Annotated in this window: 22 protein-coding genes; 15 read left to right on the top strand and 7 right to left on the bottom strand. The window is 74.3% G+C overall.

All coding sequences use genetic code 11. The annotated features are described in order from the left end of the window. Positions 1-16: 16 nt before the first annotated feature. The 4 genes from fabG (at position 17) to EV384_RS28255 (ending at position 3,447) form a co-directional block, all read left to right on the top strand. On the top strand, positions 17-721 hold the full coding sequence (gene fabG / locus EV384_RS28270; RefSeq protein WP_130338026.1) for a beta-ketoacyl-ACP reductase: 705 nt from the start codon (positions 17-19) through the stop codon (positions 719-721). 39 nt (positions 722-760) lie between these two features. After that, positions 761-1,528 carry an enoyl-ACP reductase FabI gene (fabI, locus tag EV384_RS28265; RefSeq protein ID WP_109947124.1) on the top strand — a complete coding sequence of 256 codons (768 nt, stop codon included), beginning with the start codon at positions 761-763 and terminating at the stop codon, positions 1,526-1,528. Positions 1,529-1,597: 69 nt separating this feature from the next. Continuing rightward, positions 1,598-2,629 carry a ferrochelatase gene (locus EV384_RS28260; protein ID WP_130338024.1) on the top strand — a complete coding sequence of 344 codons (1,032 nt, stop codon included), beginning with the start codon at positions 1,598-1,600 and terminating at the stop codon, positions 2,627-2,629. Further along, positions 2,578-3,447: an HAD-IIA family hydrolase gene (locus EV384_RS28255; RefSeq protein ID WP_207232500.1), complete on the top strand. Its 870-nt coding sequence runs from the start codon at positions 2,578-2,580 to the stop codon at positions 3,445-3,447. Before EV384_RS28260 ends, EV384_RS28255 begins: the two co-directional genes overlap by 52 nt. A 24-nt stretch (positions 3,448-3,471) precedes the next feature. Here EV384_RS28255 and EV384_RS28250 read toward each other — a convergent pair whose 3' ends face one another. After that, a complete protein-coding gene (locus tag EV384_RS28250; RefSeq protein WP_130338020.1) occupies positions 3,472-4,266 on the bottom strand; it encodes a hypothetical protein in 795 nt (264 codons plus the stop codon). Between the two features lie 181 nt (positions 4,267-4,447). On the opposite strand from EV384_RS28250, the gene EV384_RS28245 reads away from it, so the two are divergent. Beyond that, positions 4,448-5,260 (top strand): DUF3097 domain-containing protein, encoded by an 813-nt coding sequence (locus tag EV384_RS28245; protein WP_130338018.1) that lies wholly within the window; start codon positions 4,448-4,450, stop codon positions 5,258-5,260. Between the two features lie 252 nt (positions 5,261-5,512). Here the strand turns inward: EV384_RS28245 and EV384_RS28240 are convergent, their stop codons facing one another. After that, positions 5,513-6,829, bottom strand: coding sequence for a serine hydrolase domain-containing protein (locus tag EV384_RS28240; protein WP_130338016.1), 1,317 nt, complete (start codon positions 6,827-6,829; stop codon positions 5,513-5,515). A gap of 95 nt (positions 6,830-6,924) precedes the next feature. Here EV384_RS28240 and EV384_RS28235 point away from each other — a divergent pair, with 95 nt between their 5' ends. From EV384_RS28235 to EV384_RS28220, 4 genes are all read left to right on the top strand, one after another. After that, positions 6,925-7,398: an NfeD family protein gene (locus EV384_RS28235; RefSeq protein WP_130338014.1), complete on the top strand. Its 474-nt coding sequence runs from the start codon at positions 6,925-6,927 to the stop codon at positions 7,396-7,398. A gap of 5 nt (positions 7,399-7,403) precedes the next feature. Further along, positions 7,404-8,510: an SPFH domain-containing protein gene (locus EV384_RS28230; protein ID WP_130338012.1), complete on the top strand. Its 1,107-nt coding sequence runs from the start codon at positions 7,404-7,406 to the stop codon at positions 8,508-8,510. Between the two features lie 149 nt (positions 8,511-8,659). Then, positions 8,660-9,460 (top strand): hypothetical protein, encoded by an 801-nt coding sequence (locus tag EV384_RS28225; RefSeq protein ID WP_130338010.1) that lies wholly within the window; start codon positions 8,660-8,662, stop codon positions 9,458-9,460. Between the two features lie 93 nt (positions 9,461-9,553). Beyond that, entirely contained in the window at positions 9,554-11,758 is a 2,205-nt protein-coding gene (locus EV384_RS28220) for a transglycosylase domain-containing protein (protein ID WP_130338008.1), read from the top strand. A gap of 22 nt (positions 11,759-11,780) precedes the next feature. Here the strand turns inward: EV384_RS28220 and EV384_RS28215 are convergent, their stop codons facing one another. Continuing rightward, on the bottom strand, positions 11,781-12,218 hold the full coding sequence (locus EV384_RS28215; protein WP_130338006.1) for a GNAT family N-acetyltransferase: 438 nt from the start codon (positions 12,216-12,218) through the stop codon (positions 11,781-11,783). Positions 12,219-12,248: 30 nt separating this feature from the next. After that, the gene (locus tag EV384_RS28210; RefSeq protein WP_130338004.1) at positions 12,249-12,851 is read right to left on the bottom strand and encodes a nucleoside/nucleotide kinase family protein; all 603 of its coding nucleotides are present in this window, start codon (positions 12,849-12,851) and stop codon (positions 12,249-12,251) included. Between the two features lie 177 nt (positions 12,852-13,028). Between EV384_RS28210 and EV384_RS28205 the strand changes: the two genes are divergently transcribed. From EV384_RS28205 to EV384_RS28190, 4 genes are read left to right on the top strand one after another with little or no spacing between them, the layout of a single operon-like run. Continuing rightward, positions 13,029-13,586 (top strand): dihydrofolate reductase family protein, encoded by a 558-nt coding sequence (locus EV384_RS28205; RefSeq protein ID WP_130338002.1) that lies wholly within the window; start codon positions 13,029-13,031, stop codon positions 13,584-13,586. A 21-nt stretch (positions 13,587-13,607) separates the two neighbouring features. Further along, positions 13,608-14,477 (top strand): TrmH family RNA methyltransferase, encoded by an 870-nt coding sequence (locus tag EV384_RS28200; protein ID WP_242624545.1) that lies wholly within the window; start codon positions 13,608-13,610, stop codon positions 14,475-14,477. A gap of 39 nt (positions 14,478-14,516) precedes the next feature. Then, positions 14,517-15,095 (top strand): hypothetical protein, encoded by a 579-nt coding sequence (locus tag EV384_RS28195; protein ID WP_130337998.1) that lies wholly within the window; start codon positions 14,517-14,519, stop codon positions 15,093-15,095. Between the two features lie 55 nt (positions 15,096-15,150). Continuing rightward, a complete protein-coding gene (locus tag EV384_RS28190; protein ID WP_479724762.1) occupies positions 15,151-16,827 on the top strand; it encodes a PucR family transcriptional regulator in 1,677 nt (558 codons plus the stop codon). A gap of 28 nt (positions 16,828-16,855) precedes the next feature. Here EV384_RS28190 and EV384_RS28185 read toward each other — a convergent pair whose 3' ends face one another. Together EV384_RS28185 and EV384_RS28180 are read right to left on the bottom strand one after the other, a co-directional pair. Then, the gene (locus EV384_RS28185) at positions 16,856-17,650 is read right to left on the bottom strand and encodes a maleylpyruvate isomerase family mycothiol-dependent enzyme (protein ID WP_130337994.1); all 795 of its coding nucleotides are present in this window, start codon (positions 17,648-17,650) and stop codon (positions 16,856-16,858) included. 101 nt (positions 17,651-17,751) lie between these two features. Next, positions 17,752-19,101 (bottom strand): MurL-like N-terminal domain-containing, encoded by a 1,350-nt coding sequence (locus EV384_RS28180; RefSeq protein WP_130337992.1) that lies wholly within the window; start codon positions 19,099-19,101, stop codon positions 17,752-17,754. Between the two features lie 89 nt (positions 19,102-19,190). Between EV384_RS28180 and murD the strand changes: the two genes are divergently transcribed. Next, on the top strand, positions 19,191-20,537 hold the full coding sequence (gene murD, locus EV384_RS28175) for a UDP-N-acetylmuramoyl-L-alanine--D-glutamate ligase (RefSeq protein WP_130337990.1): 1,347 nt from the start codon (positions 19,191-19,193) through the stop codon (positions 20,535-20,537). A 78-nt stretch (positions 20,538-20,615) separates the two neighbouring features. After that, positions 20,616-20,981: a hypothetical protein gene (locus EV384_RS28170; protein WP_130337988.1), complete on the top strand. Its 366-nt coding sequence runs from the start codon at positions 20,616-20,618 to the stop codon at positions 20,979-20,981. A gap of 10 nt (positions 20,982-20,991) precedes the next feature. Here the strand turns inward: EV384_RS28170 and EV384_RS28165 are convergent, their stop codons facing one another. Continuing rightward, positions 20,992-21,960 carry a hypothetical protein gene (locus EV384_RS28165; protein ID WP_242624341.1) on the bottom strand — a complete coding sequence of 323 codons (969 nt, stop codon included), beginning with the start codon at positions 21,958-21,960 and terminating at the stop codon, positions 20,992-20,994. Positions 21,961-21,987: the final 27 nt, after the last annotated feature.

Genomic DNA, 21,987 nt, shown 5'->3' with positions numbered 1-21,987 from the left:
GAGCAGAGGGGGACCCGTGGCCCGTACCGTGCTGGTGACCGGCGGAAACCGGGGGATCGGCCTGGCCATCGCGCAGGCCTTCGCCAAGCAGGGCGACCGGGTGGCGGTCACCCACCGCAGCGGTGAGGCGCCCGCTGGGCTGTTCGGCGTCAAGTGCGACGTCACCGACTATGCCTCCGTCGACGCCGCCTTCAGCACCGTCGAGGCCGAGCTGGGCCCGGTCGAGGTGCTGGTCGCCAACGCCGGCATCACCGACGACACGCTGCTGATGCGGATGTCCGAGGAGCAGTTCACCGGAGTGCTGGACACCAACCTGACCGGCGCGTTCCGCTGCGCCAAGCGGGCCTCGGCCAAGATGCTCCGGGCGAAGTGGGGCCGGATGATCTTCATCTCCTCGGTGGTCGGCCTCTACGGCAGCGCCGGCCAGGTCAACTACGCGGCCAGCAAGGCCGGCCTGGTGGGCGTCGCCCGCTCCATCACCCGCGAGCTGGGCAGCCGCAACATCACCGCGAACGTGGTCGCGCCCGGCTTCATCGCCACCGACATGACCGCCGCCCTGCCCGAGGAGCGCCGCGCCGAGTACCGCAAGGCCATCCCGGCCGGCCGGTTCGCCGAGCCGGACGAGGTGGCCGGCGTGGTCGCCTGGCTGGCCTCGGACGCGGCCGGCTACATCTCCGGCGCCGTCATCCCGGTCGACGGCGGCCTGGGCATGGGCCACTGAGCCACCCGTCCCGAGAAGAACGCACGGAGGAACCTCTCGATGTCTGGACTGCTCGCCGGTAAGCGGCTGCTCGTCACCGGCGTCATCACCGACGCCTCGATCGCCTTCTCGGTGGCGAAGCTCGCCCAGGAGAACGGCGCTCAGGTCGTGCTCACCGGCTTCGGCCGGCTCTCCCTGGTCGAGCGGATCGCCAAGCGGCTGCCCGAGCCGGCCCCGGTGATCGAGCTCGACGTGACCAACGCGGAGCACCTCGCCGGCCTCGCCGACAAGGTCCGGGAGCACGTGGACGGCCTGGACGGGGTGGTGCACTCGATCGGCTTCGCCCCGCAGAGCTGCCTCGGCGGCGGCTTCCTCGACGCCCCCTGGGAGGACGTGGCGACCGCGTTGCAGGTCTCCACGTACTCCTACAAGTCCCTGGCGATGGCGGCGCTGCCGCTGATGTCCGCGGGCGGCGCGGTGGTCGGCCTCACCTTCGACGCCACCAAGGCCTGGCCGGTCTACGACTGGATGGGCGTGGCCAAGGCCGGGCTGGAGTCCGCCTCCCGCTACCTGGCGCTGCACCTGGGCAAGCAGGGCATCCGCAGCAACCTGGTCGCGGCCGGCCCGCTGCGGACCATCGCCGCCAAGTCCATCCCGGGCTTCGACCAGTTCGAGGACGCCTGGACCGAGCGCGCACCGCTCGGCTGGAGCCTCACCGACCAGGAGCCCGCCGCCCGGGCCTGCCTGGCGCTGCTGTCGGACTGGTTCCCGGCCACCACCGGTGAGATCGTCCACGTCGACGGCGGCTACCACGCGATCGGCGCCTGAGGCGGCTCCGAAACCCGACCGTCCGGGGTCGTCGTCGGGTCGTCACGGCCGTCGGGGGAGAATGGCGCCATGGCGTACGACGCGTTGGTGCTGGTCTCCTTCGGCGGTCCGGAGCGGCCCGAGGACGTGGTGCCCTTCCTCCAGAACGTCACCCGGGGGCGGGGCGTGCCGCCCGAGCGGCTGGCGGAGGTCGCCGAGCACTACCTGCACTTCGGCGGCGTCTCCCCGATCAACCAGCAGTGCCGGGAGCTGCTCGCCGCGATCCGGGCGGACTTCGCGGCGAACGGCGTCGACCTGCCGGTCTACTGGGGCAACCGGAACTGGGACCCGATGCTCGCCGACACCGTGGCGCAGATGCGCGACGACGGGGTCGAGCGGGCGCTGGCCTTCGTCACCAGCGCGTACGGCGGCTACTCGTCCTGCCGGCAGTACCAGGAGGACATCGCCGCCGCCCGGGCCGCCGTCGGCGCGGACGCCCCGGTGATCGAGAAGCTGCGGCAGTTCTGGGACCACCCCGGCTTCGTCGAGCCGCACGCCGACGCGGTGCGTACCGCGCTGGCCCAGCTCGATCCGGCGCAGCGGGACACCACCCGACTGGTCTTCACCGCGCACTCCGTTCCGACGTCGATGGCCGCCACCGCCGGCCCGAACGGCGGCCGGTACACCGCGCAGCTGGCGGAGACCGCCCGGCTGGTGCACGCGGCCGCCGCGCCGGACCTGCCGTACGACCTGGTCTGGCAGAGCCGGTCCGGCCCGCCGCAGGTGCCGTGGCTGGAGCCCGACATCAACGACCACCTGGCCAGCCTCGCCGCGTTCGGCGTCACCGGCGTGGTGGTCAGCCCGATCGGCTTCGTCTCCGACCACCTCGAGGTGGTCTGGGACCTCGACACCGAGGCGCTGGAGACGGCCAAGCAGCTCGGCCTGGACTTCGTCCGGGCCGGCACCCCGGGCACCGACCCGCGCTTCGTGGCGATGGTCCGCGAGCTGGTCACCGAGCGGACGGCGCCGGACGGGGAGCGGCTGCGCCGCCGCCTCGGCGAGCTGCCGATGTGGGACACCTGCCCGACGCCGTGCTGCGTCCCTGCCGCCCGGCGCCCGTGAGCCCGACCGACCCCTACACCCCCTTGGGACGACGACTGATGCATGACCGCAAGCCGGTGCAGAGCTGGCTCACCGACATGGACGGCGTGCTGGTGCACGAGGGCCAGCCGGTGCCCGGAGCACCCGAGTTCATCAAGCGGCTCCGTGCCTCCGGCAAGCCGTTCCTGGTGCTCACCAACAACTCGATCTACACCCCGCGCGACCTCCAGGCCCGGCTGGTCCGGATGGGGCTGGACGTGCCGGAGGAGGCGATCTGGTCGTCGGCGTTGGCCACCGCCCAGTTCCTGGCCGACCAGCGGCCGGGTGGCACCGCGTACGTGATCGGGGAGGCCGGGCTGACCACCGCGCTGCACGCGGTGGGGTACGTGCTCAGCGACTTCGCGCCCGACTACGTGGTGCTGGGGGAGACCCGCACCTACAGCTTCGAGGCGATCACCAAGGCGGTCCGGCTGATCAACGACGGGGCCCGGTTCATCTGCACCAACCCGGACGCGACCGGCCCCTCGGTGGAGGGCGCCCTGCCGGCGGCCGGCTCGGTGGCGGCGATGATCTCCAAGGCGACCGGGGTGGATCCCTACTTCGTGGGCAAGCCCAACCCGATGATGATGCGTTCGGCGTTGAACACCATCGAGGCGCACTCGGAGAGCACCGCGATGATCGGCGACCGGATGGACACCGACATCCTCTGCGGGCTGGAGGCGGGGCTGGAGACGATCCTGGTGCTGACCGGGATCAGCAGCCGCGCCGAGGCGGAGCGTTACCCGTACCGGCCGTCCCGGATCGTCGACTCCGTGGCCGACCTGATCGACGAGATCTGAGCCCGCGCCCCGGCGGCTGCGCCCTCAGGGGCGCAGCGGGGCGTTGCAGGCGGCGACCAGGGCCTGCCGGCAGGCGGTGGTGAGCGGGCGCAGCGCGGCGTCGCGCTGCTGGGCCTCGTAGTTGTTGATCGCTCCGCCCGGCGCGCTGTGCCCGGCGAGGGCGAGCACCCGGTCCAGGACCGCGGCCCGGGCGAAGAGTCGCCGGGCCCGCGGGTCGAAGCCCGGTGGCAGGTCGGTGGCGCCGTCGGGGCGGCGCAGCGCGGCGAGCGCCCCGGCCAGCTCCGGCCGCCACTGGGCGACGTCGAGGCGGGTCAGCGCGGCCGTGGTCTCCGCGAGCGCGGCGGCCAGCTCCGCCTCCGCCTCGGCCGCGCCGGGCGCGGTGAGCGACGCCGCCGGCGCGTTGGGGGGCAACGGGTACACCCGCCAGAGCACCGTCTCCCAGGTCATCCCGGAGCCCGAGGTGTGGCTGCGCACCTGCGGGATCAGCCCGAGCCCGCCGGCGACCACCGCCTCCGCGGCGAGCAGCGCCGCGCCGGCGAAGTCACCGGGGCCGGGCAGGCCGCGTGGGTCGCCGGGCGCGGGCAGCACCAGCCTGATCTCGTCGGGGGAGAGCTTGGCCAGGGTGGGCAGCGCGTCCCGCAGCGGGACGTCGGTCCAGGTGCCGGGGGCGTCCGCGACCAGGTGCTCCTCGTCGCCGGCGATGGAGTCGGCGACCTCGTCGAAGGGCACCAGGCCGGCGCGCCAGGCGCGCACCCAGGCAACGAACCGGCTGGACCGGCGCGGAGCCAGGGTGGCCGCGCCCGTGGCGGGGAGGGACATGCGGAAAGGGTACGTGCTCGCCGCCGCCCCTGTCTCGACTGCCGCTCCGGCCGCGTAGCCTGCCCCGAACTGCCTTCTTCGCCCCTTTTTGCGGGCCCGCGGCGTCCGCCGTCCGGGCGGGCCGGCGTCGCGGCGGCGCGTCGGCGGGCGGCGCGCCGGACCGCCGGTTAGCGTGATCCACATGGCGGGGCGATACGGCGAGGACGTGCTGGCGGGGGACTGGCGACGGCGGAAGGTCACCCCCGAGGTGGACGCCGAGCCGGACCTGGTGGTCGAGGACGCCGACTCCGGTTTCTGCGGCGCGGTGGTCGGCTTCGAGGCCGGCGCGGTGGTGCTGGAGGACCGGCACGGCCGGCGGCGCAACTTCCCGCTGCTGCCGGCGGCCTTCCTGCTCGACGGCCGGCCGGTGACGCTGCGCCGGCCGACCCGCGCCCCCGTGCCGGCGGCCCGACGGCGTACCGCCTCCGGCTCGATCGCGGTCGACAACGTCCGCGCGCAGGTCGCGAAGGCGAGCCGGATCTGGGTCGAGGGCGTGCACGACGCCGCGCTGGTGGAGCGGATCTGGGGCGACGACCTGCGGATCGAGGGCGTGGTGGTGGAGCCGCTGGACGGCATCGACGCCCTCGACGCCGAGGTCCGCGCCTTCGCCCCCGGCCCGGGCCGGCGGCTCGGCGTGCTCGTCGACCACCTGGTGGCCGGCTCCAAGGAGAGCCGGATCGTGGCGGCGGTGACCTCGCCGCACGTGCTGGTCACCGGCCACCCGTACGTCGACGTGTGGCAGGCGGTCAAGCCGGCGGCGCTCGGCATCCGGGCCTGGCCGGTGGTGCCGCCCGGACGGCCCTGGAAGGAGGGCGTCTGCGCGGCCCTCGGAGTGGCCGAGCCGGCCGAGATGTGGCGGCGCATCCTGTCCCGGGTCGACAGCTTCGCGGACGTGGAGACGCCGCTGATCAACGCGATGGAGCGGTTGATCGACTTCGTGACCGAGCCTTTGTAGTCGTCGGTCGGCTCCTTGCCGCTTGCCGCTTGTCGCGGTTCAGGGCCGGGGGCCGCCGTGCCCGGCTCCGCGCGGTCAGGCTTGATCCCTCCGCCGGGCACGGCGGCCCCGGGCCCCGTCGTGGGCGGGCTGCGCGGTCCGGTTGCGGAGGGGGTGTCCTTCGTAGCGGTGGCGCACCGACCCCGCCCGCCGGCCGGCCAGGTCCGAGCCCGGCCCGGTCCGAGCCCGGCCGGGTCGGGGCGGCGTGGTGGGTCAGGGTTCCTGGTCGGGAGTGCGGGTGAAGACGAAGGTGGCGATGTCGAGGGCGACCGCCCGGCCTGCCTCGTCCCGGACGACGGTGAGGATCTCGCCGTCCTGGCCGCCGGAGCGACCCCGCCAGCGGTCCGGGCCCTCCGGGGTGAACCGGAGCACCGGCTGACCGACCGGGCCGGCCAGCAGGTTGCCGGTGCCGTCGGGGCGGACCTCGTACTCGGTGCCCATCCACCACCAGCGGCCGGTGAGCTCGGCGATGTCGGCCGGGGGCGGCGCGGCGGCCGGGCGCCACGGCGGCACCGCGGCGGGCTCGGCGTCCAGCACGAGGGTGAGGATCTGCCGGGCCAGCCCGACGATGTGGTGCCCGCCGCGCAGGCCGTACGAGTTGGCGAAGTCGACCACGGCGGTGCGGCTGGGCCGGTGGACCGCCAGCCCGGCGATGTACCCGGGCATCGAGCCGCCGTGGCCCAGGTACACCCGGTCGCCGACCCGGTAGAGCTCCACGCCGAGGCCGTGCCCGCCGGTCCACGAGTCCAGGTCGCTGATCACCACCGGGGCGCACATCGCGGCCAGCGTCTCCGGGGCGAGCACCTCCGGCGCCGGGTCGGCCAGGAACGCGGCCCAGCGGGCCAGGTCCTCGACGGTGGACCAGAGCTGACCGGCGGGGGCCATCGCCCCGGTGTCGGTACGCGGCTCCTCCCGCAGGGTGTCGTGCCAGGGGTGCACGACGTAGCCCCGGGCGTACGGCTCGGTGGCGTGGTAGGTGGTCCGGCGCATGCCGAGCGGTTCGAGGATCCGCTCGCGGAGCAGGTCGTACCAGGGCGTGCCGGTGACCCGCTCCAGCACCCCGCCGAGCAGCCCGTACGCCAGGTTGGAGTAGTGGTAGACGTGGTGCGGCGGGTAGGCGATCTTGTCCGGGGTCAGCCCGGCGACGAGGGTGGCCAGGTCGATCCCCTCGGTCCGCTCCCACCAGGAGCCCTCCGGCTCCCGCTGCAGGCCGCTGGCGTGCCCGAGCAGCTGGCGCAGGGTGAGCGCGCCGACCGGGGTGCCGGGCAGGTGCCGCTCCAGCGGGTCGTCCAGGGCGAGTCGGCCGGCGTCCTGCTGCTGCATCACCAGCACCGCGGTCATCGTCTTGCTGATCGAGCCGATCCGGTACTGCTGGTCGGCGTCCGGCCGTGGGTGCTCGCCGGCGACCGCGAGGTGCGCGAGGGCCCCGTCCCGGACCACCCCGACGGCGAGCGAGGGCGCCCGCCCCTCCGCCTGGGCCCGGCTGACGAGGGCGTCGACCTGTCGGGCGGTGTCGGGCAGCAGGGGCACGGCGGTTCTCCTCGCTCGGCGGGGCATCGGGTGCCGCAGAGCTTACTGATCATCACGGGACGCCGGTGCGTGCTTCGACGTGTCACGATTGCTACGTGGACGCCGTGGTGTGGATCGTGTTGGGTGTGGTGCTGGCGGTCGCCGAGATCTTCACGACGACGCTCTTCCTGATCATGTTCGCTGCCGGGGCGTTCGCCGCCGCCGGGGCGGCCGCGCTCGGTGCCCCCGTGGCGCTGCAGGCGTTGGTCTTCGCGGTGGTCTCCGCGCTCTCGGTGGCGGTGGTCCGGCCGGTCATCTGGCGGCACGCCCGGTCGGCGCTGGAGAGCGGCGACCAGCCGTTCGGCGTGGAGGCGATCGAGGGCTCCACCGCGCTGGTGCTGGAGCGGGTGGACGCCGAGCACGGCATGGTCAAGATCGACGGCGAGTTGTGGAGCGCCCGCTCGTACGACGTGACGCAGAGTTTCGCCCCCGGTGAGCGGGTGCAGGTGATCAAGGTCCGGGGCGCCACCGCCCTGGTCTGGCAGGACGACATTTCCCACCCCGGTGAGCTTCCCGAAGCGAAAAGGTGAACGGTATGGACTTTGCATTGGTGCTGTTGGCCGCCGTGGCGTTGATCGTCGTGGTGACGCTGATCAAGGCGGTGCGGATCGTGCCGCAGCAGCGCCAGGACGTGGTCGAACGGCTCGGCAAGTACAAGCGCACCCTGAACCCGGGCCTCAATCTGCTGGTCCCCTTCATCGACGCGGTCCGCACCAAGGTGGACATGCGGGAGCAGGTGGTCAGCTTCCCGCCGCAGCCGGTGATCACCTCGGACAACCTGGTCGTCTCGATCGACACGGTGCTCTACTTCAAGGTGGTCGACGCGGTCCGGGCGACCTACGAGATCTCGAGCTTCCTCCAGGCCATCGAGCAGCTCACCGTCACCACGCTGCGGAACGTGATCGGTTCGCTGGACCTGGAGCGCGCGCTGACCAGCCGGGACGAGATCAACCGGCACCTCTCCGGGGTGCTGGACGAGACCACCGGCCGGTGGGGCATCAAGGTCACCCGGGTCGAGATCAAGGCGATCGAGCCGCCGGCGAGCATCCGCGACTCGATGGAGAAGCAGATGCGCGCCGAGCGGGACCGGCGGGCGGCGATCCTCACGGCCGAGGGGCACAAGCAGTCGCAGATCCTCACCGCCGAGGGTGAGAAGCAGTCCGCCGTGCTCCGCGCCGACGGTGACCGGCAGGCCCGGATCCTCCAGGCGGAGGGCCAGGCGAAGGCGATCCGGACGGTCTTCGACGCGATCCACCAGGCCAACCCGAGCCAGAAGGTGCTCGCCTACCAGTACCTCCAGGCGCTGCCGCAGATCGCCAACGGCACCGCCAACAAGGTCTGGATCATCCCGGCCGAGCTGACCAAGGCTCTTGAGGGGATGGGCGGCGCGCTGGGCGGTCTGAGCCAGATGGTGGGTGACCTCCCGGCGCCGGAAGCGGCCGACCACGCGAGCCAGGTCGAGCGCGAGGCCGCCGAGGCGGCGCAGGCCGCCGCCGCCGCGGCCCAGCGGATCCACGACGAGGTACGCGTCGCCGAGGCGCAGGCCACCGGCGGTGCGAAGCCGCAGGGGCTGCCCGCGCCGGAGCCGGTCTCCCCGGACAGCCTGCTCAACGACCCGTCGGACCAGCGCGAGCGGGGCTGATCCGGCCGCCGTCCGAGCCGGGCGGCAAATGCGAGAAACACTCATGCGGCGCCCCGGCGCCTGCCACGATCGGTCTGAGGACGGGTGGTGAGCAGGAGCCGGGGCGCCGTACGCGTCCCGCGCCGCCCGCAGGCGGAGCGAGGTGACGCATGAAGGATCCGGCGAACAGCTTGTGGTCCAGGGAGCCGGTCCCCGGCGACCACGATCCCGCCGGTCCGCTGGGCAGCCGGCGTACCGGGGGCGGGTTCGGGGTGCTGCCGTTCGTCTCCGACCCCGGGCCGGCCGCCCCGGCCACCAACGCGAGCTGGGCCTGGTCGGTACGGCGGTTCGCCCGCGCGGCGGTCTGGCTGCTGCCCGCGTACGCGATCCTCTACGGCGCGGTGGCGATGGCCAGCGACGGCGGCGTGGGCAACGACCCCTACCCGGCCGACGGCCGGGCGCTCTACCTGGTGGGCTGGGTGGCCGCGGTCTGGCTCGGCCTGCTCGCCCTGCTGGCCCTGACCGGCCTGCTCGCCGCCACCCGCTGCCGCCGGGTCGCCGCGGCCGGCCTGCTGGTCAGCATCGCCGGCACCGTGCTGTTGCTGCCGTTCGCCGGGCTGGCCGAGGAGACGCCGGTCTTCGGCACCACCGCGCGGAGCCTGGTCCTCTTCGGGGCCACCTGTTACAGCCTGGGATGGTTCCTCACCGGGTGGTCGGTCGCCCGGTCCGGGATGTTCAGCTACGGCGACGGGGTCATGCTGATGATCGCCGCCCCGCTGCTCGGCCTCGGCGGCGCGCTGATCGGCTCGTTGCAGACCTTCGGCGCGCTCTTCGTGCTGGTCGCCGGCATCGGCATCGGCTACCGCTCGGGCCGGCTGGTGCCCGCCGCCATCGCCCGGGACGCCGCCACCGCCAGCGTCGCCACCCCGACGGCGCCCGGATCCTCCCCGAACGGCCCCCTCGCCACCTGATGACCCGCCCGTAGCTGGGAAGTCGCCGTGAGGTAACTGACAGTTGCCTGGCGGGGTGGCCGGTTGGCGGCTTTCGCGGTAATCCTGGGGTGCATGCCGTCACCCCGGTCGCCGCTGTCGCGGCTCTTCACCGTGCTCCTCGCCGGCGCCCTCGCCGGGCTCGTCCTCGCGGTCGCCGCGCTGCCCAGCGGCCTGCTCGGCGGGCAGGTCGCCAAGGCGGCCCTCGGGGCGTACGTGGAGCTGCCCGACGCGCTGCGCACCCCCGCGCAGCCCCAGCGCTCCTACCTCTACGCCAACGACGGCAAGACCCTGATCACCACGTTCTACGACGTCAACCGCACCGACGTGCCGCTGGCCGAGATCGCCCCGGTGATGCGGCAGGCGATCGTCGCGGCCGAGGACCGGCGCTTCTACTCCCACGGCGGCGCCGACCTGCGCGGCATCGCCCGCGCGCTGGTCGCCAACGTCCGCGGCGGCGGCACCGAGCAGGGCGGCTCCACGCTGACCATGCAGTACGTCCGCAACGTGCTCAAGACCGACCCCACCCGCACGGCCGAGGAGCGGCAGGCCGCCACCGAGCAGACCGTCGGGCGCAAGCTCCAGGAGATCCGGTACGCCTCCGCGGTGGAGAAGTCCCTCAGCAAGGACGAGATCCTCAACCGCTACCTGAACATCGCCTACTTCGGCTCCGGGGCGTACGGCGTCGCGGCGGCCAGCCAGCGCTACTTCGGCAAGGCGCCGGCCGATCTGACCCTGGGCGAGGCGGCCCTGCTCGCCGGGCTGGTGCAGTCGCCGGACGAGTACAGCCCGATCGACGGCGACAAGGCCCGGGCGCTGGAGCGCCGGGCGTACGTGCTCGACGCCATGGCCGAGACCGGCGCGATCAGCGAGGCGCAGGCCGCCGCGGCCAAGGCGGAGCCGCTCACGCTGCACCCGACCGCCCAGCCCAACGGCTGCACCGCGGTCGCCCAGGGGCACGACGACTGGGGCTTCTTCTGCGGCTACCTCCGCCAGTGGTGGCTGACCCAGCCCGCCTTCGGCAACACCGTGAAGGAGCGCGAGCAGGCGCTGCGGCGCGGCGGCTACACCGTGGTCACCTCGCTGGACCCCAAGGTCCAGCAGACCGCGCAGCAGCAGGCCACCGGCGTCTACGGGTACGACAACAAGCGCGCCCTGCCGATCGCGGCGGTCGAGCCGGGCACCGGCCGGGTGCTCGCCATGGCGGTGAACCGGCACTACAGCCTGGACGAGAACCCCGCCGGGCAGGCCAACCGCCCGAACACCGTCAACCCGCTGATCTCCGGCGGCGCCAGCGTCGACGGCTACCAGGCCGGCTCCACCTTCAAACTCTTCACCATCCTCGCCGCGCTGGAGGCCGGCAAGACCCTCTCGACCGGCTTCGACGCCCCCAGCAAGCTGCCCACCCGGTACGCCGCCGAGGGCGAGGGCGCCTGCGACGGCAAGTGGTGCCCGGCCAACGCCAACCCGGAGTGGATGGACGGGTACCGGATGATGTGGGACGGCTTCGGCCGCTCCGTGAACACCTACTTCGTCTGGCTGGCCGAGCAGGTCGGGCCGGCGAAGGCGGTCGAGATGGCGCAGCGGCTCGGGATCAAGTTCCGGGCCGACTCCGACGCCGCATTCGCCAGGGACGACGCGGAGAACTGGGGTGCGTTCACCCTCGGCGTGGCCGCCACCACCCCGCTCGACCTGGCCAACGCGTACGCCACCGTGGCCGCCGAGGGGACGTACTGCACCCCGCTGCCGGTGGTCTCGGTGACCGCCGCGAACGGCGAGAAGGTGGCCGTCGGCCAGCCGTCCTGCAAGAAGGTGCTGGAGCCCGACGTGGCCCGGGCGGCCACCGACGCGGCCCGCTGCCCGGTCGGCCAGCAGTCGGCGTACGGGCAGTGCAACGGTGGCACCGCGACCTCGGTCGACCGGATCGTCGGCCGGCCGGTGGCCGGCAAGACGGGCAGCTCGGAGCGGAACGCCACCGAGACGTTCGTCGGCTTCACCCCGCAGGTGGCCGTCGCCGGCATCGCCGCCAACCCGGACGACTCGACCGACCTGGTCGGCGCGCCGGTGCAGGCGAAGGTGATCGACGCGGTGGCCCGGGTGATCAAGACCACGGTCAGCGGCCAGCCGGTGCAGGACTTCACCGCGCCGAGCCGCGAGCTGGCCGGCGACCCGCAGCGGCCGAAGCCGCAGCCGACCCCGCGGCCCGAGCAGCCGCGGCAGCAGCAGGACCGGGGCATCCCCTCGGACCTCCTGCGCTGGCTGCAGAACCGCCGCGGCTGAGCCGACGGCACCGGGCCGGGTCCTAGTGCCCCGGCCCGCCGTGCGGGGGCCGGTACGGGCCGACGCGGAACATGCCGGTCATGTCGTCGTGCACGGCGTACCCGAAGCGGCGGTAGAGGCCGACCGACTCCCCGGCGGCGAAGAGCCCGACGAACGTCCGGGGCGAGGCCCGGGCGGCGATCCACTCCTCCAGCCGGCCCAGGATCGCCGCGCCGACCCCGCGCCGCTGCCGCTCCGGCCGCACCGCGAGGTCCTGCAGGTAGTAGTAGATCGCCCCGTCGCCGACCAGCCGCCCGATCCCGATCACCCGGTTGCCCTCGACCGCGACCACTCCGTGCAGCGAGGCGGCCAGCGAGGCCGGGATCGCCGCCGGGTCGTACGCGTCGGTCCAGCCGACGGCGGAGGTGACGGCGACGAACTCCTCGACGGTGGGCAGCCGGTCCACCAGGCGGTACTCCATGATCGACAATCTAGTCCGGCGGGCGCGCGGTCAGCCCCGGACCAGGGGTGACACCACCCGGTCCAGCGCCGCCGCCACCTCGTCCGGGTCGCCGTCCCCGTCGACCACCACGACCGTCCCGAACTCGGGCAGCGCCCGGTACGCGGCGTCCAGCGCGCGCAGGTGCGCCAACTCTTCGGTGTCGATGCCCCGGGCCGTTACCCGGTCCCGCGCCACCGCCGGCGAGGTGGCCAGGAAGCAGACCACGGTCGGCCGGGGGAAGAGCGCGTACGCGGCCCGGACCGCCCGTCCGCCGCGGTCGCCGCGGGCCGCCATGATCACGTACTGGCACCAGGTCCAGCGGTCCAGCACCGCCGTGCGGCCGGTCAGCCGGGACCACAGCAGCGTCCGGCTCATCGCCAGCGCGCGAACCGTCGCCTCCAGGGCCGGATAGAGGGTACGGCCGAAGAGCGCCACCCCGTCACGCCGGCCGAGGGTCCGGGCGAGCCGGTTCCACAGCGGGCGCCCGCCGGCGTTCTCGAAGTAGCTCGCCGGGGTGCCGCCGGCGGTGAGCCGGCGCGTCAACGCCCGCGCCTGGGTGCTCTTGCCCGAGCCGTCGACGCCGACCAGGGCGATCATCAGGGGACCGGCCACGGGTCCGGACGGTACCGGGGTGGCGCAACCCCGGCGGCCCGCGCCCCGACGGCCGGCGCCGCCGCCGCCCGGAGAACCCGACGGAAAAAATCCGCGCGGGCTGTCGGATCCGGCCGGGCGGCTCCGACCCACCGGTGACCGCGCCCGCCGGGGGCGCGGCCGATCGAGGAGAACACCATGGGCAAGATCATCTACTGGGTGCACCAGTCCGTCGACGGCTGCATCGAGGGGCCGAACGGCGAGTTCGACTGGCCCGTGATGGGGAAGGAGCTCTCCGCGTACTCCCTGGAGCAGAGCGAACGGGCCGGCGCGTTCGTCTACGGGCGCAAGGTCTGGGAAATGATGTCGTACTGGTGGCCGCGGGCCGAGTCGATGTCCGACGCGCACGGTCGGGCGTTCGCGCCGATCTGGCGGCGTACCCCGAAGATCGTCCTGTCCCGCACCCTCGAAACGGCCGACCACGGGGCCCGGGTCATCGGCGCCGACCTGGTCGAGCAGGTCGCCGCCCTCAAGGCGGAGCCGGGCGGGGACCTCCTGCTCACCGGCGGCTCGGGTGCCGCCGCGGCGCTGACCGACCACGGTCTGATCGACGAGTACCAGGTCATCGTGCACCCGGTCGCCCTCGGCGGCGGCAAGCCGGTCTTCCCGCCCAAGGACCGGCTCGCCCTGCGCCTGGTCGGATCCCGCAGCTTCGACGGCGCGAGCGTGCTGCTGCGCTACGAACGAGCCAGCTGACCAGCGGCGCCCGCCGCGCTCATCCGCTCCGCGACGCGGCCGGTGGCCGGGGCGGTGCGGGGCGTCCGGCAGAATCGTCGGGTGCCCGTCCACGAGATCACCGACCCCGACGACGACCGGATCGCCGACTACCGCGCGCTGACCGACGTCGAGCTGCGTACCCGCTGGGAGCCCCCGCACGGCCTGTTCATCGCCGAGGGGGAGCTGGTGCTGCGGCGGGCGCTGCGGGCCGGCTATCCGGCCCGGTCGTACCTGGTCGACGCGAAGCGGGCCGACCAGCTCGCCGACCTCGACACCGGCGACGCCCCGGTCTACGCGGCCACCCAGGAGGTGCTCCAGCGGGCCACCGGCTTCCACGTGCACCGGGGCGTGCTCGCCTCGTTCCACCGCAAGCCGCTGCCGAGCGCGGCCGAGGTGCTGGCCGGCGCCCGGCGGGCGGTCATCCTGGAGGACGTCAACAACCACACCAACCTCGGCGCGATCTTCCGGGCCGTGGCCGCCCTCGGCGTGGACGCGGTGCTGCTCTCCCCGTCCTGCGCCGACCCGCTCTACCGGCGCAGCGTCCGGGTCAGCATGGGCGAGGTCTTCGCCGTCCCGTACGCGAAGCTGGAGCCCTGGCCGGACGCGTTGGCGCAGGTCCGGGCGGCCGGCTTCACGGTGCTGGCGATGACGCCCGCGCCGGACGCGGTGCCGATCCAGCGGCTGGACGCGGCGCAGCGCGCCCGCGCGGCCCTGCTGATGGGGGCCGAGGGGGCCGGCCTGACCCGGGCCGCCATGGAGGCCAGCGACGTCCGCGTGGTGATCCCGATGCGGCGCGGCGTCGACTCGCTCAACGTCGCCGCCGCCACCGCCGTGGCCTGCTGGGAGCTGGGCCGCGACGACCCGCTCTGAGCCCCCACGGCCGGCGTCCGGATCGGTAGGGTCCCGCGCATGAACCCGGTCGCGGCACGTCGTGGCGTGGTGTGGAGCGCCCACGGGGTCGGCGTCGGAGGCGCCGGGTGCCTGTCGTGGGCGTTCAGCGTTCCGGGGTTCGCGGTGCTGATCGCGATGGCCGCCGTCGCCATTCTCGGCGTCGCGGTCGTGCTGTGGACGGTCGGGGCGCAGCTGTCGCACAGCGCCGGCCGGACCTGGCCGTGGTGGCTGCCCCTCGCGCCGGCGATGGCGGTCGTCATGCTCGTCCTGCTGGTCACGGGCGTGCCGCTGCGGGCCCGCTGGGCGCTGAGCCGGGACGCGTTCGAGGCCGTCGTGGCGGAGCTGCCCGAGCGCTCGCCAGCCACCGGATTCGACCCGGTGCCGGTGCCGACCACGGTGGGCAGCTACCGGATCACCCGGGCCTACCTGGTGTCCGGCGGAGTCGTCTTCTACGAGGAGAACGGCGCGTTTTTCGACGACGCCGGCTTCGCCTACCTGCCGGACGGTCCCACCCCGTCGCTCGGGAACGGGTCATTTGAGTCCCCGGTCTTCCGGCCGCTCGGCGGCGGCTGGTACCGCTGGACGGCGAGCTGGTGAACCACGGCCGAGCGGCTGTTCGGGATCAGGGGTGACGCAGGGTAGCGTGTCGGCCGTGTTCCCTACCGTCCGTGAGGTTCTCGCGCTCGACCCGGTCCGCCACGGCGCCCCGCGCCTGGTCGCCGGGGAAGCGGGGCTGGACCGGCCGGTCCGCTGGGTGCACGTGGCCGAGGTGCCGGACATCGCCACCCTGCTCAACGGGCGGGAGTTGGTGCTCACCACCGGGATCGGGCTTCCGGCCGACGACGCCGGGCTGCGCGCCTTCATCGGCGCCCTGGCCGACGTCGGCGTCTCCGGGCTGGTGGTCGAGCTGGGTCGCCGCTACGTCAGCGGGGTGCCCCGGGTGATGGCGGCGGCCGCCGAGCGGCGCGGGCTGCCGCTGGTGGAGCTGCGGCGGGCCACCCCGTTCGTCCGGATCACCGAGGCGGTGCACGCGCTGATCGTGGACGCCCAGCTCACCGAGCTGCGCGCGACGGAGGAGATCCACCAGCGGTTCACCGAGCTCTCCGTCGAGGGCGCTGACGCGGCCGAGGTGGTTCGGCAGGCGGCCGAGCTGGCCGGCAGCCCCGTGGTGCTGGAGAACCTGTCCCGGCAGGTGCTGGCGTACGACCCGGCGGGGGAGAGCGCCGAGCTGCTGCTGGACGGCTGGGAGCAGCACTCCCGGCGGATCCGGCCGGACGGGCGCACCGCGTACGACCTGGACAGCGGCTGGCTCGTCACCACCGTCGGCGCCCGGGGTCAGGACTGGGGGCGGCTGCTGCTGCGCTGGCCGAGCGGCGACCTCGCCGCCGCCGGCACGCCGGCCGGCGACGGCTCGCCACCGACCCGGCTGACCATCCTCGTCGAGCGGGCCGCGTCGACGCTGGCGCTGGGCAGGCTGATCCGACGCGACGCCGAGGGGCTGGAACGGCAGATCCACCGCACCCTGCTCACCGCGCTGCTCGACCACTCCCGACCGGTGGACGAGGTGGGGCTGCGGGCCCGCGCGCTCGGCGTGGTGCTGGAGCGTCGGCACCTGGTCGGCGTGGTGGTCCGGCACCGGTCCGACGACCCCGACGGCGGACCGCAGGCCGGCCCGGCCCGGCTGCGGGACCTGGCCGAGGCGGTCGGGCAGGCGCTGCGCGAGGCCAAGCTCACGGCGCTGACCAGCGCCATGGACGATCAGGCCGTCGGCGCGCTGCTCGCGCTGCCGGAGGCCGAGGCGGAGGAGCGGGCGCTCGCCGCGTTCGCCGCCGCGCTGCGGCGGGTACGCCTCGATCCCCGGCCGGCGCCGGGCACCCCCGCTGCGGTGATCGTGGCCGCCGGTTCCGGGGTGTCCAGCCTGCGCGAGGCGCGCCGCTCGCTGGTGGAGGCGCGGCAGATCGCCGACGCCGCCCGCCGGGACCGCCGGGAGCTGCCCGTCTTCAGGCTGCCGCACGTCGGCCTGGCCGGCCTGCTGCACCTGCTGCGGGACGAGCCGCGGTTGCAGACCTTCGTCGAGCGGGAGCTCGGCGGCCTGCTGGCCTACGACGCCCAGCATCCCCGCGAGCAGCTCCTCGGCACCCTGCGGGCGTACCTGGAGCAGGGCCGGAACAAGTCCGCGGCGGCCGCGGCGGCGCACCTGTCCCGGCCCGCGTTCTACGAGCGGCTGGCCCGGATCGGCCGGATCCTCGACGTCGACCTGGACTCCGTCGACGCCTGCCTGTCCCTGCATGTCGCCCTGCTCGCCCTGGACGCGGTGCGCGACACCTGAGTCGTCCCGCCCGACCGGTGGGGGCGCGTCAGAAGGGGATGCGGGCCTGGCGGAGCGCGGTCAGGACGGCTGCGTCGCCGGAGACGAGTTCCAGGTCGACGTTGTCGTCGCGGCCTGCCAGGGCGCGCAGGTAGGCGACCGCGTCGGCGCGGACGACGGCCACGAGCTCGCCCGAGCCGATCAGCCACGTGCCCCCGGCCGGGCCGGTGAGTTCCAGCGCGACCGGTGCCGCCGACCACTGGAGCGCGAGATCCCGCATGACCTGCGCGACGATGTGCCGATCGTGCTCGGCGATGACGAAGAGTTTGCCGGTGGCCCGGGCCAGGTCCGCCCGGTGCATCCACAGGTCCCGGTTGAGGATGACGTCGAGCAGGTAGGCGACGCGGACGCGCGGCACCCCCGGCATCCCCAGGCTCATCCTGGCCCGGCGCAGGAGCGCGGGCCTGCGCCGACGGGCCCGTACCGCCTGCGGCCACAACACCGCGAACCGCTCGACCAGCTCCGGCCCCCGGTCCGACCGGTGCTCGTCGACCCCGACGGCCGTGTGGGCGTCGACGGGGATCTTGCCGCGGCGGTGGAGGCGTCCCACGAGTTCCCGGCGCAGCATGGTGCGCAGTCGGAGCGCGTCCTCGGCCTGGGCGACGAGGTGGGAGACCGTCGTGCGGACGTCCCATTCGGTGGCGTCGGTACGGCGTTGCCAGTCGTCGTCCCGAAGCTGCCGGAGCAGGGCCAGGGTCGCCCGCCCCTCGGCCTCGCCGACCGCCGCCGCCTGGTCGCGGTCAGCCTGCCGCTGCTCTGCGGCCACGACGAGGGACTGGGTCATCGGACTCACCGTGCCTTCCGGACGCCGGCGGACGGACCTCTCCAGTGTCGTCGAGATCGACCAGATGAGGTGGCGGTTCGGCCAGCTCCGGCCGGTCCTCCTCAGGTGAGGGCGGTGAGGGCCTTGGCGTAGGCGGCGGGGACGAAGTTCGGGCCGCCCGGGGTGAAGACGTCCGACGTGGCGGCGGCCGACCAGGCGGTGTCGGGGAGCGCGTCGACCAGGGCGCGGACCACCGGGGCGTCGCGCCACTGCTCCTGCTGGGCGAGGAGGCTCAGCGCCACCACCGACTCCTCGACCTCGCCCACGCACTCGAACGGCTTGTGCCCGTCCACGCCGAGCAGCTCCCGGTAGCCGGGGACCTGGGTCTCGTCGGCCAGCAGGTCGCCGCCGAAGATGTGGGTGATCCGCTCGCGCGACATGAACGGCGCCATGGCCAGGAAGACGAACCGGCACTTCGGGCAGTTCCGGCACCAGCGCTCGCTCGCGTCGCGCAGCTTGAACGCCGCGTTGCAGCTGGTCACCACGTCGTCGTACCGCTCGATCTCGGCGAAGAGCCGGGCGATGTGCAGCTCGGAGAGCGAGCGCAGCAGGGAGAAGTACGGCTCGGTGAGCCCGGCGTGCTCGGCCAGCGCGGCCCGCAGCAGCCCTTCCGCCTCGACGCCCTTGGACCACTGGTGGTTGATCTCGTGACCGTTCCAGACCAGGTTCGGGTCGGAGGCGGAGCGCTCGTTGGACATCACCACCGGGCCGAGCCCGTGCAGCACCGCGGTGGCGACCGCGATCAGCGAGTTGATCGCGGTGACCGGGATGTGCCCGTTCAGCGCGCCGGCCGCGTTGAGGTCGAACAGCACCGGGTCGATCCGGCGGCGGGCGGCCAGCGGAGGCAGATCGGAGGCCTGGTTGACCGCGATGATGACGTGGTTCGGGTTGACCGAGAAGGGCACCGGGTCGAAACCGGCGCGGCGCAGCGCCTCCAGACTGACGATGGAGTCCTTGCCGCCGCCGACCGCGGAGAGCGGCCGGCGGTCCGAGTCGTCGTACACCCGGGGTGGGCCGACCTCGCCGGCCGGCACCTCGGGGCGCAGCTCGAGCACGTGCGGCAGCCGGTTGCGGTACGCGTACTCGGCGAGGCCCTTGGTGTAGACGGCGGTGACCAGCTCGGCGGCGGCCGCGCCCAGCGGCGTCGGCAGCACCAGCCGGTGCGGCGCGGCGGCCTTGTAGTAGCTGACCCCGGCGACCACGTGCAGCAGCTCGAGGACCCGGTTGAGGGTGGCCGCGGTCGCGTCCGACACCGGCTCGGCCGGCAGCGGGAGTGTGATCACCTCGGTGAACCGCTGCTCGCCGTGGGGGCCGGTGAGGGCGTAGTCGAACAACGCCTCGCCGGTGGCGAAGTCGATCGAGTAGGACGGGAAGGTGAAGGCGTCCATCCGCCGGAGCTGCTCGTTGGGCACACGCCATACTAGGCCCTGGTTCGTCCGGCCGTGTCCGGCTGCGCCGGACCCTGCCCGCCGATCGCCGTCGAAACCCCCGAGGAGAGCCCGTGCGCCTGTCTGACCTGCGCGGACGTACCGTCGCCGTCTGGGGCGCCGGCCGGGAGGGCCGGGCGGCGGTGACCGCGATCGCCGCGCACGGCCCCGCCGGCCTGGTCGTCGTGGACGACAGCGCCAACTTCCTCACGCTGCCCTGGGAGGGGCCGCTCGCCGAGGCCGCGCCCCTGGTCACCGGCGAGGAGGGCTTCGACCGGCTGGCCGCCGCCGACGTGGTGGTCCGCTCGCCGGGGGTGCCGAACACCCACCCCTGGATGGTCGAGCTGCGCCGCCGTAGCGTGCCCGTCACCCAGGGCAGCGCGCTGTGGATGGCCGACCACGCCGACCGCACGGTCGGGGTGACCGGGAGCAAGGGCAAGAGCACCACGTCGAGCCTGATCAGTCACCTGCTGACCGCGATGGACCGGCCCAACGTCTTCGGCGGCAACATCGGTGTGCCGCTGCTCGACCTGCCCGAGGCCGAGCTGTACGTGCTGGAGCTCTCCAGCTACCAGTGCGCCGACCTGACCGACTCGCCCCGGGTGGCCGTGGTCACCGCCCTCTTCCCCGAGCACCTGGACGCGCACGGCGGCGAGCGGGAGTACTACCAGGACAAGCTCAACCTGCTCGCGCACGGCCCGCGGACGGTCGTGGTCAACGGCGCCGACCCTCGGCTCGCCCTGGAGCTGGGCGACCGCGCGGCCGTCCGCGCCGGCTCGCCGGACGCCACCTCCGTCGCCAACGGCCCGGACGGCACGCCCTGGTTCCACCTGCGGGACCAGCCGCTCTTCCCGCGGGCGGTGCTGCCCCTGGTCGGCCGGCACAACGAGGGCAACCTGTGCGTGGCGCTCGCCGTGCTCGACGCGCTCGGCGTCGACGTGGTCGCCCGGAAGGACTCCCTCGCGCTGGCGGTCGCCGAGTTCCAGGGGCTCGCCCACCGGCTCACCGAGATCCCGGACCCGTCCGGCCTCACCTTCGTCGACGACACCCTCGCCACCAGCCCGTACGCGGCGATGCACGCGATCGACGCGTACGAGGGCCGGCCGCTCACGGTGATCGTCGGCGGCACCGACCGGGGCCTGGACTACACCCCGCTGCGGGACCACCTGGCCGAGCGGGAGATCACCGTGATCGGCATCCCGGACAGCGGTCCCCGGATCGTGGCGGCGCTCGCCGGGCTGCCGGCGGTGCGCACCGAACTCGCCGACGACCTGGTCGCCGCGGTGGGGCTGTCCCGCAAGCTCACCCCGGCCGGCGGGGTGGTGCTGCTCTCCCCGGCGGCCCCGAGCTACGGCCGGTTCCGCAACTTCGAGCACCGCTCCGAGGTCTTCGCCCAGGCGGTCGCCGACACCGCCCGCTGAGCCCGCGACCGACGGCTGCCCGCACGGACGGTCCCTCGGCCCTGGGAGCCGCCCGCACCGGCGAGTAGGCTGTGGATCATGGCAGTGCTGGTGCAGGTGGACCCGGAGCAGTTGGTCGTCCGGTTGACCGGGGCGGACCGGCTCTGGGCGCTCACCGCGGGCGTGGCCGTGCCGACCGCCTCGGTCACCGGCGTGCGGACGGTGGGCCGCGCCGAGGCGTACCGCCGGGGCGCCGGCTGGCGACTGCCCGGCACCTTCTGGCCCGGCCTGATCATGGCCGGCAGCTACGTCTCCCGTTCCCACGGTCGGTCCTTCTGGTGCGTGCACCGCGCCGACGAGGTGCTGCTGGTCGACCTGGAGGGACCGGCCTACGACCGGTTGATCCTCGAGGTGGACCAGCCGGCGGAGGTGTCGCGGGCGATCGCCCGCGCCCGGTTCCGCTGAGCCGGACGGGTCAGGCCGGCGTCAGCGTGGCGTGCAGGGCGCGCAGGGACCGGATCGCCGAGCGGATCTCCTGGAGGTAGCGCCCGGGGGTGAGGGTGGGTTCCGGCACCCGGGCCAGCCCGGTCAGCGCCGGGTCGACGCCGACCGTGTCGATCCGGCAGCCGTACGGCACGGTCAGGGTGCGCAGCGCGTCGCAGTGCTGGAACGGCACGTAGATCGGCGCCGTCACCATCAGCACCGGGTCGCCGGCGCGCAGCCGGACGTGCTCCGCCCAGAACCGCTGGGTGTCGGCGGTGTGCGCCCGCCGCCGCTCCGGCTCGCTGGACGGCGCGGCGAGCACCCGCACCGGCGGCGATCCGGCCGGGCGGTAGGTCCGCGAGGACCAGGAGTGGTGCGGGTGGGCGGCGTCGTGGCCGTCCTCCTCGGCGGGCGCGGCGAGCCCGAACGCGGCCCGGACCCCGGCGTCGAGCGCGTCGACCTCGGTGGCGCAGCCGGTCACCCCGGCGTCGGCCAGGACCTGCCGCTCGGGCCCGGTCAGCGGCCGGAAGCTGCCGAGCACGGCCACCTCACCGGTCACCGCCGGGCCGGTGCGCAGCAGGTGGGCGGCGTACCCGACCCGCCGCAGGCAGGCGTGGGCCAGGCCGCCGAGCACCAGCAGGTGGGCGTACCGGGGCAGGGGTGGAGGCAGCGCCCGGACCAGGCCGAGCGCGGCGGCCGAGTCCAGGATCAGGCCCACCGTGCCGAGGTCGAAGGCGGGTTCGCGGGCGTCGGGGCGTTCCCGGCCGTCGCGGAAGTCCCAGTGGCGGGCCGAGAAGTCGTCCAGCCCGGCCAGCACCTCGGTCAGGTTCCCGGCCGGCCAGTCGCCGCCGAAGCGCCCGACCAGGTCACGCAGCGGGGGCGACTCCACCCAGGTCCGTACGCCGGCCGCCAGCTCCGCGCCGCTGGTCCCGGCCGGCAGCGCCACCTCCACTGTCCGCACCGGCCGGATGCTACCGGCGCGGCGCGG

It is taken from the genome of Micromonospora kangleipakensis, assembly GCF_004217615.1.
In the GTDB taxonomy this organism is placed as follows: Bacteria; Actinomycetota; Actinomycetes; order Mycobacteriales; family Micromonosporaceae; genus Micromonospora; species Micromonospora kangleipakensis.
This window is presented reverse-complemented; position numbering and strand designations above follow the sequence as displayed.